This is a genomic window from Mesorhizobium qingshengii (assembly GCF_027563465.1).
Classification (GTDB): Bacteria; Pseudomonadota; Alphaproteobacteria; order Rhizobiales; family Rhizobiaceae; genus Mesorhizobium; species Mesorhizobium qingshengii_A.
Genome location: NZ_JAPFQA010000001.1, coordinates 274434 through 288784 on the forward strand (window position 1 = coordinate 274434; position 14351 = coordinate 288784).

The following is a 14351-nucleotide window of genomic DNA, read 5'->3' on the forward strand; positions in this document are numbered from 1 at the left end:
GCGGGCCGCGCATGCTGAAGCTTGAACATCAGACCCTGAATGACCGCGCCTATGGCGCGCTCAAGCAGGAGCTGATTTCAGGTGGCTTCAGCCCGGGCCAGACACTGGTCATCCGCAAGCTCGCCGAGACGTTCGGCATATCGACGACGCCGATCCGCGAGGCGCTGCAGAGGCTCGTCGCCGAGCGGCTGCTCGAGATGCAGAACAACCGCTCGGTCATCGTGCCCTTGCTGTCCGCGCCTGCCTTCGAGGAACTGACGCGCATTCGCATCGCCGTCGAGGGACTGGCGGGCGAGATGGCCGCCGCGCGGATGACCGAAAGCGGGCTGGGTGACCTGCAGGTCACGCTCGACGGCATGCAGCGCGCCATCGAGGCTGGTGACGCCAGGGCCTACCTCACGCTGAACGAGGCCTTCCATTTCGCCATCTACCAGCATGCCGGCGCGCCGATCCTCTTGAACATGATCCGCGACCTCTGGGGGCGGGTTGGGCCCTATCTCAAGCTGCTGATGCAGGCCGATCGCTACATTCCGCAGTCGAACGATGCGCATCGCAGGATCGTTGCCGCGTTGGAGCAGCACAGCGGTTCGGCGGTTCGGGCATCCCTCGAAGACGACATCGCCGTGGCGGCCGCGATTCTCTCCGAAAATCTTCGCATGATCGACTGATCGTCCGCACGGCCAGGATAGACCTATCCGGCCCTGTCCAACCGGTCGCGCAGCATGCTCCAGCCGAGCAGCATGTTGGGCGCGTGCTGCAGCACCGCATGAAACGGGATCGGCGCCGGCGGAGAAAAGGGAAGTGGCAGGTCGCGGGCGTCGGTTCCAGCGGCCCAGTCGGCCAGCACCTTGCCCATCGCCGTCGTCATGGCGATACCGCGTCCGTTGCAGGCGCGGCCGGCGATCAGGCCCGGCCCAAGGTCCAGGAGGTGCGGCAGGAAATCCGGTTCGACTGCCGCCATTCCCGACCAGCTGTAGGCGACCGGCGGCAGGTCGGGCAGGTCGAGATGATGGCCGAGCCGTCGCCAGACCGTCTGCGGCACGCGCGTATCGGCGCCGGCGCCGAGGATATGCATGCCGCCGCTGATCAGCCGGTTTTCGGCGTCGAAGCGGAAGGTGAAGAGATTGCGCCTGGTGTCGCCAACGCCTTGCCCGCCAGGAAGCAGGCGGGCGCGTATTTCGCGCGGCAGCGGCGCGGTGGCGATCTGGAAGACTTTCAGGGGGAAGTAGGTTCGCTGCAGCAAGGGGTTCAGCGGCCCGCCATAGGCGTTGGTGGCAACCAGCACCTTGCCGGCGCGCACCGAGCCCGTTGGCGTTTTCAGCGCCCAGCCTTCGGCCATGCGATCGATCGAGGTGACGCGTGTTTGTTCGAAGATGCGCGCGCCAGCCTTCTCCGCCGCATCGGCCAGCCCGCGCGCGTAGCCTACCGGATTGAGCACCCCGCCCGAACGATCCATCCAGCCGCCGACATAGCCGCGTGCGCCCGTCAGGGCTTCGACCTCCTGCCGGTCCAATGCTACGACCGGCCGGCCGCGTTGCGCCCATTGGTTGGCGCGTGATTGGACTTTCTCGAACGCGGCAGGCGAATGCGCCGGCTGGATCCATCCGCTCTGCACCGCGTCGCAGTCGATGCCGTGCCCCCGGACCAGGTCGAAGACCAGGTCGGCGCTGTCGGCGGCGAAATCGATCAGCCTTCCGCCACGCTCCGATCCCAGATGTGCAAGGATGGTGTCAGGGTCCATCTTGGCGAAGTTCGGCACGACGAAACCGGCATTCCTGCCGGTCGCGCCCCAGGCAATGAATTCGGCTTCGAGAACGGCGGCGGAAAGTCCTTTCCCGGCGGCGTGCAACGCGGTTGAAAGACCGGAAAAACCGCCGCCGACAATGGCCAGATCGACATCGAGACCGCCTTGCAGCGCGGGCCGGTCGCGGCGGTTGCGGCTGACGGCATGCCAGAGCGAAGCGCCATGCGCCTCCGGCCGGGCTACAGCGTTCATGACCCGGAACTGCTCTTGGCCGCGGCGATCCTCGCCCGCTTGCCGAACCGTGGCCGCCGCGGCCTGTCGCCGAACAGGCCGTTCGGCCGGATCAGCAGGATGACGCAAAGCATGACGCCGATGGCGACGATCTGCAGCGAGGCGGCGCGGGCCTGCTGCTCCGGTGGGAACAGCATGCTGGTCAGTGTGCCCGACCCTGCCCAGATCCCCCACACCAGGACGCTGCCGATGACGGCGCCGAGATTGCTGCCGGAGCCGCCGACGATCAGCATCACCCAGACCTGGAAGGTCAGGATCGGCAGGTAATTGTCCGGGGCGATGAAGCCGGTGAAATGCGCCTGCAGCGCGCCGGCCAGCGCCATGATGGCACCGCCGACGGCAAAAGCCTGGACACGGTAGAAACGCGCGCTCTTGCCGAGCGAGATCGCCGCCCGCTCGTCCTCGCGCAGCGCCTTCAGCACGCGCCCCCACGGGCTGCGCGACAGATGCTCCAAAGCGAGATAGGCGATCAGTGTTACCGCGCAGACGACGGCAAGGTTCGACAGGTTGAACAGCAGCGGTGTTTCGGCGAGGCTGCCGAAGGGGCGCGGGATGAAGCCGATGCCGAATGGGCCGCCAGTCAATTTCTGCGCGTTGAGCGCGACCAGCTGCACGACGACGGCGACGCCGAAGGTGGTGATCGCCAGATAGTCGGATCGCAGACGCAGCGTCGCCATGCCGGTAAGAGCGGCGGCAATGCCGCCGACGACCATGGCGCCGAGCCAGCCGACGAGGATCGGCAGGCCGAAGCCGCCGAGCCGCGCGGCATCGTCCGGCGTCGTCAGCAAGGCCGAAGTGTAGGCACCGATGGCGACGAAGCCGGCGAGGCCGACATTGAACAGGCCGGTCAGCCCCCACTGCAGGTTGAGCCCGAGCGTGACCAGCGAAAAGATCAGCGCGGTGGTCAGGAAGAAGGCGCCATAGCCGAGCAGGTCCATCAGCGTTCCCTCACACCAAAAAGGCCGATCGGCCGCACAAACAACACCGCCATCAGGATGATGAAGGAGACGGCGGCGCGCCATTCGGCTCCGATCAACTGAACGGCTCCGGCTTCGGCGAGCCCGATGATCAGGCCGCCGAGAACGGCGCCGGGGATGCTGCCGATGCCACCGAGGATGGCGGCGGCGAACATCGGCAGCAGCATGTCGAAGCCCATGAACGGGCGGATCTGCACCAGGATGCCGATCATCACGCCGGCCACGCAGGCCAGCGCCCCACCGATGATCCAGGTCACGCGCACCACGCTGGCGACGTCGATGCCGACGATGCGAGCAAGTGCCGCGTTCTGGCTCAGGGCCTGCATGGAGCGGCCGGTCTGCGTGCGCGTCATCAAGAGGTGCACGCCGAGCACGAGCACGGCGGTCAGCAGCAAAAGCGCGATCTGGTCGGGCGTGATGCGGATGCCGAAGCCGACCGGCATGGCGATCTGGATCGCCCGGCTGAAATAGGTCGGGCGCGAGGTGAAGGTGAATTCGAGCAGGCTCCGGAGCGCCATCGAAGCGCCGAAGCTCGCCATCACCACGATGATGGCCTGGCCTTGTGAGCGCAGCCGCGCGAACAGCACTCTGTCGAGCAGCAGCGCCAGGAGGGCGGTGAATGCCATCCCGATGACCAGTGCGACAAGGAGCGGCCAGCCGAAGGACAGTGGCGCGATCGGCGCCACCTTGCCGACTGTTGCGCCGATGGCGCTGACGACGGCGAGCGTCGCATAGGTGCCCCAGGCCATAAAGTCGCCATGAGCGAAGTTCGAGAAGCGCAGGATCGAATAGGTGAGCGTCACGCCGATGGCGCCGAGGCCGATCATCGAGCCGGTCAGCAATCCATCGACGACAAATTGCAGGCTCATGCCGCGCCTCCTTTCTCGGCGCGCAGCGGGCGCTGGCCGAGATAGAGTTCGGCGACCACCGGATCGTTCCACAGTTCGGAGGCAATGCCTTCGTGCCGGTCCTTGCCTTCGACCAGCACATAGGCGCGGTCGCCGATGGCAAGCGCTGCCTTGGCGTTCTGCTCGACCAGCAGGATGGTGACGCCGGACTTGCGGATGCCGGCCAGCATCTCGAACACCATCGACACGAATTTCGGCGACAGGCCGGCCGACGGCTCGTCGAGCACCAGCACCTTGGGGTGGACGATCAGCGCCCGTGCGACGGCGAGCATCTGCCGCTGTCCACCCGACAGGTTGCCGGCGGCGGTGCGGCGCTGGCGGATGAGGTCGGGGAAGGCCGCATACATTTCCTGGATACGGCCAGGGATTTCGCGCCGCTCGAGGATGCCGCAGGCGACCCTGAGATTGTCCTCGACCGACATCAGCGGAAAGATATTTTCGGTCTGCGGCACGAAGGCAAGCCCAAGCCGCACCATGGTGTGGGCCGGTGCGGCGGTGATGTCCTTGCCGTCCAGAAGCACCGTGCCGCCGGTGATCGGGACGAGGCCGGCAATCGCCTTGATGAAGCTCGACTTGCCAGCGCCATTTGGGCCGAGGACAACGACGATCTCCCCCTTGTTGACGGTGATCGACGCGCCGCGCACGATCGGCACTCCGGGTTCGTAACCGGCTTCCAGGTCGCGGACATCGAGGACGGTTTCGATCATGCCGCGCCTCCGAGATAGGCCTCGATGACGCGCGGGTCGCGAGCGACCTCTTCCGCCGTGCCTTCGCTCAGCAACTGGCCGCTCGCCATGACGAGGACGCGATGGCAGAGCCGCGTCACCATGTCGATATTGTGCTCGATCAAGAGGAAGGTGATGCCGCGCGCGTTGATGTCGCGGATGCGGTCGATGATGACTTCGAGCAGGCTCGCGTTGACGCCTGCCGCCGGTTCGTCGAGCAGGATGATCGCCGGGTCGGCCATCATCACGCGGGCGAGTTCGAGCAGCTTGCGCTGGCCGCCTGAAAGCACGCGCGCCGGTTCATGCGCGAGGTGGGTGAGGGTGACGAGTTCCAGCAGTTCGAGCGCCTTTGTCCTGGCTGCTCTCTCCTGCGTCGCCACCCGCCATGGCGTCACGAAGTTGGCGAGCAATTTTTCGCCGGCCTGGCCCTGCGCCGCCAGCATGATGTTCTCGATCAGCGTCAGGTTGGGCAGCGGCCGCGGAATCTGGAAAGTGCGGCCGAGGCCACGGCCGATGCGCAGATGCGCGGCTTCGCCCGAGACGCGCGCACCGTTGAGGAAGATCTCGCCGCTGGTTGGCAAGATGCTGCCGGCGAGCACGTCGAACATCGTCGTCTTGCCGGCGCCGTTTGGTCCGATGAGTCCAAGGATTTCTCCCGCCCTGACATCAAACGAGACATCGTTGACGGCGACGAGACCGCCGAAACGCCTGACGACGTTCCTTGCCGCCAGAACCGGGGCGCGGGTTTCCTCCCTGTGCCGTTTGGTTGCCTCGCTCATCAAACCCTCTGGCCGAAGACGATCGTCGCCGCCTTCTGATTTTTGATTTGTGATCACACTTGCTTTGATCACGCTATTCGGCTTTAATTTCGTCCGCAAGCCGAAAACCGGCCAAGAACGGAATTCCATGCAAAAGGCTGCCATCGAGAAGAACAACGAGGTGATCGCCGCCCAGCTTGCGCCGGTCGGCCGCGAGACCGTGCAGGATCGCGTCTATTCCGAACTGCGCCGCGCCTTGATCGGCGGCCTCTTCGAGCCAAGCCAGGTGCTGACTATCCGTGGCCTGGCCGATGCGCTGGTCACCTCGACCATGCCGGTGCGCGAGGCGCTTGGCCGGCTGATTACCGAAAAGGCGCTGGAGGCGTTGCCCAACCGTTCGGTGCGCGTGCCGCCGATCACGCTGGAACGGCTCGACGATCTCCTGCGGGCCCGCATCCTGATCGAGGGCGAGGCCATCGCGCTTGCCGCCGCCCGAATGGGGCCGCGCCAGATCGCCACCATCGAAACCATTCTCGGTGAGTGGGACGAGATGCGGGCGCTGAAACACAAGAAGGATGTCGATCGCGAGGTGACGCTCAACCAGAGCTTTCATTTCGAGATCTACCGCTCCTGCGGCTCGGCCGTGCTGATCCCGATGATCGAGAGCCTGTGGCTGCAATCGGGACCTTGCATTCGTGTCGCCATCTACGCCTTCTCGGAAGCCGGCGAGGTCGACACCGCCCAGTATCACCGCCGCATCGTGACAGCCCTGTCCACGCAGGATGCGCAGGCAGCGCGTGAGGCGCTGGTCGCCGACATCAGCCGGCCTTTCACCTTCCTGCGCAGCAAACTGCAGGCCGCCGCCGCGAAAGACCAGACATGACCGCCATCAGGATCACCGAGCCGCGCTCGAAGCTTGCCGTCACGGCGCTGCTGCTGCCCGAGAAGGCGCCGGAGAATGCTGCCTTTCTCAAGGCATATCTCGGCACGTCGCGCGTCGTCCCGGGAATCCATGCGATGTGGACGGGGCCGGAAATCTCCTGCCCGGTTCCATCGGCTGATCTTGAGGACCAGGCCTATGCCAGGCCGTTGCCTGCGGAGAATGCGACGTTGACGCCACAGCCCGGTGACATCGTCTTGTCCTACGTGCCGCCGCGCATGTGGGGCGGCAATCCCAACGCGATCTTCGACATCGGCCTGTTCTATGGGCAGGGCGCGCGGCTTTTGTTCCCGATCGGCTGGCTCGCCGGCAGCGTGGTGGCGCAGGTGCTTGCCGAAGACCGCGATCAGTTCGCCGCAGCCTGCGGTGTGATCCGCCGCAACGGCGCCTGCGACATCACCTTCAGCCTGGTGGAGGCCTGACATGGCCGAAGACGGTTTCGAACTCTTCGATCTTCGCGTCGAGGCGGTCATTCCCGAGGGCAAGCCGATCTATTGCGGCGCCAGGGCCGGCGACTATTTCGAGCTCAAGGGCGAGATGCTGTCGATGCCGGCTGGGCAAGGCTTCTCGATCTACTCGCTTGCCGCCGTGTTGCCACTGCTGGCGGCCAAGCAGCGGCCAACCCATCCAAATGACTGGATGACCTCGGACGCCGAGATCGCCTGTCCCGATCCCAATTGCGCCAGCCGGCTGAGGATCGTCAGGACCGGCAAGCGGCGGTTCAGCCATGCCGAAACCACGGCGGTGCCGCTGCCGAAGGAGAATGACCAGAGATGAGCGCCAAGACCTTTGAACTCAGCCCGGGCTACACGATCTCGCGCGTCATTCGCGGCGGCTGGCAGCTGGCCGGCGGCCACGGCGCCATCGATCGCCAGCAGGCGGTGGCCGATCTCATCGCCACCTTCGATGCCGGCATCTGGACCTATGACTGTGCCGACATCTACACCGGCGTCGAGGAACTGATCGGTGCCGCGCGCCTGCGGCTGGCCAGCGAGCGCGGCCTCGACGCCGCCGCCAGGATGAAGGTGCACACCAAGCTGGTGCCCGACCTGGAAAGGCTTGCAGGCATCAGCCGCGACTACATCAGGGGCATCGTCGACCAGTCGCTGCGGCGGCTGAAGACCGAACGGCTCGATCTCGTGCAGTTCCACTGGTGGGATTATGCGATAGCCGGCTATGTCGATGCGATGGGCTGGCTCAACGAGCTTCGGCTGGAAGGCAAGGTGCGCAATCTCGGCACCACCAATTTCGACACGCCGCGGCTGGCCGAAATTCTCGCCGCCGGCATTCCGCTGGTCAGCCAGCAATTGCAATATTCAGTGCTCGACCAGCGGCCAGCGAACAGCCTTGCGGGCCTGGCCGCGAAAAACGGCGTCAGCTTCCTCTGCTACGGTTCCGTCGCCGGCGGCTTCCTCAGCGACAAATGGCTCGATGTGGCCGAGCCCTCCACGCCGCTCGAAAACCGTTCGCTGGTCAAATACAAGCTCATCATCGATGATTTTGGCGGCTGGGAGCTGTTCCAGCAACTGCTTCGGGCGCTGAAGGCCGTCGGCGATCGCCACGGCGTCGACATCGCCACCATCGCCAGCGCCTGGGTGCTGCAGCAGCCGCAAGCGGCGGCCGTCATTGTCGGTGCCCGCAACCAGGCACATGCTCTGGCCAATACCAAGATCATGGACGTTGCGCTCGACGCCGAGGACATGGCGGGGATCGCTGCCGTGATCGCGCAAAGCCAGGGCCCCCTGGGCGACGTCTATACGCTGGAGCGCGACCGCCACGGCCGTCACGGTTCGATCATGCACTACAATCTGAACGCGGGCCGGACATGAGCGCCATCAACGAGACACTGTTTTCCAAGGCCAGCGCCGAGGTCATCGACCTGCATCGCTTCTTCGTCGACTGGTTTGTCGCCGCGCGCGCCGACAAGGCGGATTTCAGCCGTTTCGAGCGTGCCATGGGCGACGGCTTCGGCATGGTCGCGCCGGACGGCAAGGTCCTCGATCGCGACGCGGTCGTCGATCATGTCCGCTCAAGCCGCGCCTCTTGCGACGACGGCTTCACCATTTCGATCGAGGACATCCGGCCCGGCTGGCAGGGCGCGGACACGATCGTCGTCCTCTACGTCGAGGCGCAGTTGCGTGGCGGCAAGCGCAGCCGTCGCCAATCCAGCGCCGTCTTCACCACCAGTTCATCGGCGCCCAACGGCGTCCAATGGCGGCATCTGCATGAAACCTGGCTGCAGGTGCCGGAAAGCTGAACAGGCTCCAGAGATCAGATACAGTCGAGTAACGAAAGGGGAACAACAATGACAAAGACGATACTCCAACTCACCACCGCGCTCGCGCTCGTGACGATGGCCGGTGCGGCACAGGCCGCCGATTGCAAGATCACCGTCGGCCTCGTCATGGAGCTGACCGGTCCGGCCGGCGAGTACGGCCAGGCCGGCGCCAAGTCGGTCGAGATGGCCTTCCGTGACATCAACGCCGCCGGCGGCGTGCGCGGCTGCGATCTGGCAACCGACACGCGCGACAGCCAGAGCCAGGGCAACATCGCCGTCGACGCGGCGACCCAGCTGGTTCAGGTCAAGAAAGTGCCGGTCATCATCGGCGGCATCATCTCTTCGGTGTCGATCCCGATCCTGACCTCGGTCACCGCGCCGGCAAAGATCGTCCAGGTGTCGCCGGCTTCGTCGTCGCCGACGCTGACGGCGCTCGGCCGCGACGGCAAGACCAATGGCATCTTCTTCCGCACCATCACCTCTGATGCGCTGCAGGGCGTCGCCGCCGCCAAATATGCCATCGACAAGGGCTTCAAGAAGCTGTCGGTCATCCACGTCAACAACGACTTCGGCGTCAACATGGTGGCCGAATTCTCGCGCGCCTACAAAGCGCTCGGCGGCACCATCGTCTCCGACACGCCCTACAACGAAAAGCAGTCGAACTATGCCTCGGAAGTCACGGCGGCGATGGCCGGCGAACCGGACGGGCTCTATCTCGTCAGCACGCCGGTCGATGGCGCAACCGTTGCCCGCACCTGGATTTCGCAGGGCGGCGTGCAGAAATTCCTGCTCAATGACGGCATGAACAGCCCGGACTTCATCGAGTCGGTCGGCGCCGACTATCTGAAGGATGCCTATGGCACGTCGTCGGGTACCAGCCCGACCGCATCGACCGACTACTTCATGAAGAACTACAAGGAATTTTCCGGCATCGAGCCGTCCAATCCAGCCGCCGACCGTTCCTATGACGCCGGCGCCATCGTCGGGCTGGCCATCGCCATCGCCGGCTCCGAGGACCCGGCCAAGATCAAGGACGCGATGTACAAGGCGGTCGACCCGGCAGGCACGCCGATCTTTGCCGGCAAGGACGAATTCGCCAAGGCGCTCGGCCTGATCAAGGACGGCAAGCCGATCCGCTACGAAGGCGTCATCGGCCCGGTCGCCTTCGACAAATATGGCGACATCACCGGCCCGTTCCGGCTGTGGAAGATCGTCGACGGCAAGGTGACGACCGACGGCGAAATGACCACCGACGATGTCAACGCCCTGCAGGCCAAGCTTCAGTAAGCTGGCATCGCGCTTCCGGCATCAATCGCGTCTTGTCGCGATTGATGCCGGCATCGTTTAAGGCAGGCCGATATCGCTTGCACGGCAGGCGATCCCGAATAGGATCGTCCGGCCGCAATTGAAGGATGGCGAGCGTGTTGGATAGAAATACTCATCGGGCCGCCCGGTCGGTGGAAGCAGACGACGCGCTTTGCCACGCAGGCGCCTGAGCCCGATGTCGCCTGAAACGCAACGGCTTTTGTCCGCTCTTGGCGATAGGCTGGGCGCGGGCGGCGTCCTCGCCGGCTCCGATGTTGATCAGCGCTATCGTGACGATCCCGACGGCAAACCTGGCGCGCTTCCTGAAGTGGTGCTGCGTCCTCGCGACACCGTTGGTGTCGCGGCGGCACTCGCCGGGTGCAATGCTCTCGGCCAGCCGGTCGTCGTCCAGGGCGGACGCACCGGGCTGACCGGCGCCGCGCGCGTGCAGCCGGGTGAGATCGTGCTGTCGCTGGAGCGCATGGCCGGCCTTGCCGCGCCGGATCGCCAGGCTGCCAGCATCGTCGCGGAAGCAGGCGCGACGCTGCAATCCGTGCAGGAGGCGGCCGACGGCGTGGGGCTGATGTTCGGCGTCGATATTGGTGCCCGTGGCTCGGCAACGGTTGGCGGCAATGTCGCCACCAATGCCGGCGGCATTCGTGTGCTGCGCTACGGCATGTACCGGGCGCAGGTGCTGGGGTTGGAGGCGGTGCTTGCCGATGGCAGCGTGTTGACCTCGGTCAAGGGCCTGCCCAAGGACAATTCCGGATACGACCTCAGCCAGCTCTTCATCGGCACCGAAGGCACGCTCGGCGTCGTCACGCGCGCCGCGCTCAGGCTGCATCCCAAGCCGGCCTCCGAGGTGAACGCCTTCTGCGCACTCGCTTCGCTCGATGCGGCGATCGCCCTGCTTGGGCTGCTCCGGCAAAAGCTCGGCCCGCTACTGTCTGCCTACGAGGTCAACTTCGCACCGCTCTATGACGTCATGGTCGCCAGCATGGCCATGCCGGCGCCGCTGCCGGCGGGCTCGCCTGTCTATGTGCTGGCCGAAATCCAGGGCAGCGAGCCCGAACGCGACGGCGAGCGCTTTGCCGAGGTGTTGATGCAGGCGGTCGAGGATGGCGTGATCGACGATGTAGTCGTCTCGCAGTCGCCGCGCGAATTCCGGGCACTCTGGGATGTGCGCGAGGATGCCAATCGCGTTCTGTTTTCGATAAAAGACCTGGTCGGGGTCGATATCAGCATCCCGCTGGCGCGCATGGGCGCCTTCCTGCGGGAAGCGGACGCTGCCATCCACGCCGTTGACCCCGGCGCCGACATCTATGTCTTCGGCCATCTCGGCGACGGCAATCTGCACTATCAGGTCCGCACGGTGGACCCGGCGGCGGCATATGACATCGTCTATCGCGGCGTGGCGGCCGCCGGAGGTGGCGTTTCGGCCGAGCATGGCATCGGCCTCGACAAGAAGAAGTGGCTGCATCTGGTCCGCAGCGACCCTGAGATCGCCACGATGCGGCGGCTGAAGGTAGCACTCGACCCGAAGAACATCCTCAATCCCGGGCGGGTCTTCGACCTCAACCCATCTGCCTTGCCTCGATGACGGTGCCCGGTACTCAGGTCCGTTCGGTCGCGACTTGCCTGGGGATAAGAAAACGGGCGGCAAGCACGCAGAGCAGCACGGTGAACATCAGGATCAGCGCCACCAGCGCGTTGATGTCGGGCGAAAAGCCAAGCCGCATCATCGCCCACAGCCTGACCGGCAACGTGCTTTGCGTGCCTGTGACCAGGATGGTGATCATCGTCTCGTCGAACGACAGGGCAAAAGCCAGGATAGCTCCGCCGACCATCGCGCTCGACAGGTTTGGCAGGATGATGCGCCAGAACGTCTGCCAGCCGGTGGCGCCAAGATCGTAGGATGCTTCGACCAGCGTGCGGCTCATCGACTGCAGCCGCGTCAGCACCGTGCGGTAGACGATCGCCAGAACGAAGACCGTGTGTCCGATGATGACGGTCAGCAGCGAGCGTTCGAGGTGGATCTCGCGAAAGAAGATAAGCAGCGCCAGGCCGCTGATGATCGGCGGCATCAGGAACGGCAGGAAGATGATGAACTGCAGCACGGAACGCCCGGAACGGCGCCCGTGATAGTAGAGCGCCAGCAGCGTTCCGCTGACCACCGACAGGACGACGGTGCAGGCACCGACGATCAGCGTGGTGCGCAAGGCGGCCAGGATGTCATGGTTCTGGACCAGCGCCACATAGGTCGAGACGGTCGGCGACGACCAGTCGACATCGCCATGCGAAATCGTGAAGAACGACGACACGATCGGCACGAACAGCGGGCTGTAGAGCAGCACCGCGACCAGCGTCGTGATCGCTGCCAGAAGGATGGTGGACAAGCGGGGCAGGGCGCTCATATCGACGTCCCCCGGTTGCGGCCGAAGCGTTCGCCGACAAGGATCGCCGCGATCACAACGACCGCCAGGGCCACCGACAGCGCGGCGCCGAACGGCCAGTTATAGGCCGTGCCGAACTGGCTGTAGAGGATGCGGCCGAAAGTGAAGCCGCTGATCCCGCCGACCATTTGCGGCGTCAGGAAATCGCCGATCGCCAGCACGAAGACGAAGCTCGCCGCCGAGGCGACGCCGGGCAGGCTGAGCGGCAAGGTGATGCGCAGGAACGTCTGCAGGCCGCTCGCGCCGAGATCGTCGGAGGCGCGCAGCAGCACCTGCGGGATACGCTCCAGCGACAGGAAGATCGGCAGGATGGCGAAGGGGATCAGCAGCAGCGTCAGCGTCAGCAGGATGGCGTTCATGTTGAACACGAAAAGCGTCGACGGCTGCTGCAGGATGCCGACCGCCACCAGCGCCTTGTTGAGGAAGCCGTTGAGGCCAAGGATGCTGCGGATCGCATAGATCTTGATGACGTAGCTCATCAGCAGGGGCACCAGCAGCAGCATCAGCAAGGCGTAACGCCAGCGCCCTTTCAGCGTCGTCAGGAAATAGGCGGCGGGATAGGCAAGCAGGATGCAGATGATGGCCACCGATACACACAGTACGATGGTGTTCCAGAACACCGGGAGGAAGATGGGATCGGTGAAGAAGCGGACATAGTTGCCGAGCGACAGACCGTAAACGATCGTGCCCTGATCGACGCTGAAGAAACTGTAGCCGAGGAAGATCGCCAGCGGCACCAGGACGAAGAGCACCGGCAAGGCGAAGGCCAGCACCGTCACCAGCAGCGACAACCGTCTTTCCGCGGGCTGCATCGAACCGGCTTCGCTCATGCCAGCACCAGATGGCCTTCATGCGGCGCGAACGAAAGCGATACCGTCTCGCCGGATTTCAGCGCGCTGCCGTCGACCCGGCTTGGCACGCGCAGCCGCAGGCGTTGCGCGGCATTGCCGATGCCGGCCGCGATGGTGGCGACGGTCGATGAGCCGGCAAAGGCCAGGTCGGCGATCGTGCCGGAAAAGCGGTTGTCGGCGTCCTTCCCATCCACAAGATGCAATGCCTCGGGACGGAACGCCGCGTAGGCGCTGGCACCATCCGGTGCGGCTTTCAAATGCGGCTGGCTGCTGATCGAGCAGATGAGGCGGCCGAGCGCCGTCTCGATCGATCGCAGCTCGCCATGGGCGGGTCCGAGTTTTCCGGCCACCAGATTGTTCTCGCCGAAGAAGCGCGCGACGAACTCGCAATTCGGCTTGTAATAGAGGTCGTGCGGCGTGCCGAGCTGGCGGATGTGGCCGGCTTCCATCACGCAGATCCGGTCGGCCATGCCGATGGCTTCTTCCTGGTCATGGGTGACGAACAGGAAGGTGGTCTTGATTTCGCGCTGGATGGACTTCAGGAACTCCTGCATCTGCCGGCGCAGCTCGAGGTCGAGCGCCGCCAGCGGCTCGTCGAGCAGGATCAGGCGCGGCTGGCAGATCAATGCGCGGGCCAATGCGACGCGCTGGCGCTGGCCGCCGGAGAGCTGTGCTGGAAAGCGATCGGCGAAACGCCCAAGCTGGACCAGTTCCAGGGCCTCCGCGACGCGGCGCACGATCTCCTTGCGCTGGATATGGCGCACCGAAAGCCCATAGCCGACATTGCCGGAAACGGTGAGGTGCGGGAACAGCGCATAATCCTGGAACACGGTGTTGAACGGCCGCTTGTTGATTGGCATGCGGCTGATGTCCTGGCCGTCGAGCCGGATTTCGCCCGAGGTCAGCGGTTCCAGTCCGCCGATCAGCCGCAGCACCGTGGTCTTGCCGGAGCCGGATGGCCCGAGAACGGTCAGGAACTCGCCGTCCTTGATCGACAAGTCGATGTCGTGCAGCACGGGAACCGTGCCGTAGGATTTCGAGACGGACCGCAGCGTCAGCAGGTCGGCGTTCTGGTTCATAAGCTATTCTCGCACACGCTGCGGCGGTCCGGAACGTCCGGA

General features: G+C 65.0%; 16 protein-coding genes. 8 read left to right on the plus strand and 8 right to left on the minus strand.

Going from position 1 to position 14351, the window contains the following annotated elements:
• Window positions 1-11 precede the first annotated feature (11 nt).
• Window positions 12-668, plus strand: coding sequence for a GntR family transcriptional regulator (locus OOJ09_RS01265; RefSeq protein WP_269903448.1), 657 nt, complete (start codon window positions 12-14; stop codon window positions 666-668).
• A 23-nt stretch (window positions 669-691) separates the two neighbouring features.
• Here the strand turns inward: OOJ09_RS01265 and OOJ09_RS01270 are convergent, their stop codons facing one another.
• Genes OOJ09_RS01270 through OOJ09_RS01290 form a run of 5 tightly spaced genes read right to left on the minus strand, consistent with a single transcriptional unit; the run spans window position 692 to window position 5424 of the window.
• Window positions 692-1996, minus strand: a complete 1305-nt coding sequence (locus OOJ09_RS01270) for an NAD(P)/FAD-dependent oxidoreductase (protein ID WP_269903449.1) — start codon at window positions 1994-1996, stop codon at window positions 692-694.
• Entirely contained in the window at window positions 1993-2976 is a 984-nt protein-coding gene (locus OOJ09_RS01275; RefSeq protein ID WP_269904041.1) for a branched-chain amino acid ABC transporter permease, read from the minus strand. Before OOJ09_RS01275 ends, OOJ09_RS01270 begins: the two co-directional genes overlap by 4 nt.
• Window positions 2973-3881: a branched-chain amino acid ABC transporter permease gene (locus tag OOJ09_RS01280; protein WP_269903450.1), complete on the minus strand. Its 909-nt coding sequence runs from the start codon at window positions 3879-3881 to the stop codon at window positions 2973-2975. Before OOJ09_RS01280 ends, OOJ09_RS01275 begins: the two co-directional genes overlap by 4 nt.
• Window positions 3878-4627 (minus strand): ABC transporter ATP-binding protein, encoded by a 750-nt coding sequence (locus OOJ09_RS01285; RefSeq protein ID WP_269903451.1) that lies wholly within the window; start codon window positions 4625-4627, stop codon window positions 3878-3880. Before OOJ09_RS01285 ends, OOJ09_RS01280 begins: the two co-directional genes overlap by 4 nt.
• Window positions 4624-5424 (minus strand): ABC transporter ATP-binding protein, encoded by an 801-nt coding sequence (locus OOJ09_RS01290; protein ID WP_269903452.1) that lies wholly within the window; start codon window positions 5422-5424, stop codon window positions 4624-4626. Before OOJ09_RS01290 ends, OOJ09_RS01285 begins: the two co-directional genes overlap by 4 nt.
• A 127-nt stretch (window positions 5425-5551) precedes the next feature.
• Between OOJ09_RS01290 and OOJ09_RS01295 the strand changes: the two genes are divergently transcribed.
• The 7 genes from OOJ09_RS01295 to OOJ09_RS01325 all read left to right on the plus strand — a co-directional run bounded on the left by OOJ09_RS01295 (window position 5552) and on the right by OOJ09_RS01325 (window position 11526).
• Window positions 5552-6286 carry a GntR family transcriptional regulator gene (locus OOJ09_RS01295; protein ID WP_269903453.1) on the plus strand — a complete coding sequence of 245 codons (735 nt, stop codon included), beginning with the start codon at window positions 5552-5554 and terminating at the stop codon, window positions 6284-6286.
• Entirely contained in the window at window positions 6283-6765 is a 483-nt protein-coding gene (locus tag OOJ09_RS01300) for a DUF3830 family protein (protein ID WP_269903454.1), read from the plus strand. Before OOJ09_RS01295 ends, OOJ09_RS01300 begins: the two co-directional genes overlap by 4 nt.
• 1 nt (window position 6766) lies before the next feature.
• Window positions 6767-7120: a TIGR04076 family protein gene (locus tag OOJ09_RS01305; RefSeq protein WP_269903455.1), complete on the plus strand. Its 354-nt coding sequence runs from the start codon at window positions 6767-6769 to the stop codon at window positions 7118-7120.
• Window positions 7117-8172, plus strand: a complete 1056-nt coding sequence (locus OOJ09_RS01310; protein WP_269903456.1) for an aldo/keto reductase — start codon at window positions 7117-7119, stop codon at window positions 8170-8172. The genes OOJ09_RS01305 and OOJ09_RS01310 overlap by 4 nt, the downstream gene beginning before the upstream one ends.
• On the plus strand, window positions 8169-8600 hold the full coding sequence (locus OOJ09_RS01315; protein ID WP_269903457.1) for a DUF4440 domain-containing protein: 432 nt from the start codon (window positions 8169-8171) through the stop codon (window positions 8598-8600). Before OOJ09_RS01310 ends, OOJ09_RS01315 begins: the two co-directional genes overlap by 4 nt.
• A 48-nt stretch (window positions 8601-8648) precedes the next feature.
• Window positions 8649-9908 carry an ABC transporter substrate-binding protein gene (locus tag OOJ09_RS01320; RefSeq protein ID WP_269903458.1) on the plus strand — a complete coding sequence of 420 codons (1260 nt, stop codon included), beginning with the start codon at window positions 8649-8651 and terminating at the stop codon, window positions 9906-9908.
• Window positions 9909-10122: 214 nt separating this feature from the next.
• Complete coding sequence (locus tag OOJ09_RS01325) at window positions 10123-11526, plus strand: FAD-binding oxidoreductase (protein WP_269903459.1); 1404 nt, start codon at window positions 10123-10125, stop codon at window positions 11524-11526.
• Window positions 11527-11539: 13 nt separating this feature from the next.
• Here the strand turns inward: OOJ09_RS01325 and OOJ09_RS01330 are convergent, their stop codons facing one another.
• The 3 genes from OOJ09_RS01330 to OOJ09_RS01340 are packed head-to-tail and all read right to left on the minus strand — an operon-like array spanning window position 11540 to window position 14309.
• Window positions 11540-12340: an ABC transporter permease gene (locus tag OOJ09_RS01330; protein WP_269903460.1), complete on the minus strand. Its 801-nt coding sequence runs from the start codon at window positions 12338-12340 to the stop codon at window positions 11540-11542.
• Window positions 12337-13209: an ABC transporter permease gene (locus tag OOJ09_RS01335; protein ID WP_269903461.1), complete on the minus strand. Its 873-nt coding sequence runs from the start codon at window positions 13207-13209 to the stop codon at window positions 12337-12339. The genes OOJ09_RS01330 and OOJ09_RS01335 overlap by 4 nt, the downstream gene beginning before the upstream one ends.
• Window positions 13206-14309 carry an ABC transporter ATP-binding protein gene (locus OOJ09_RS01340; RefSeq protein ID WP_269903462.1) on the minus strand — a complete coding sequence of 368 codons (1104 nt, stop codon included), beginning with the start codon at window positions 14307-14309 and terminating at the stop codon, window positions 13206-13208. Before OOJ09_RS01340 ends, OOJ09_RS01335 begins: the two co-directional genes overlap by 4 nt.
• Between the last annotated feature and the right edge of the window lie 42 nt (window positions 14310-14351).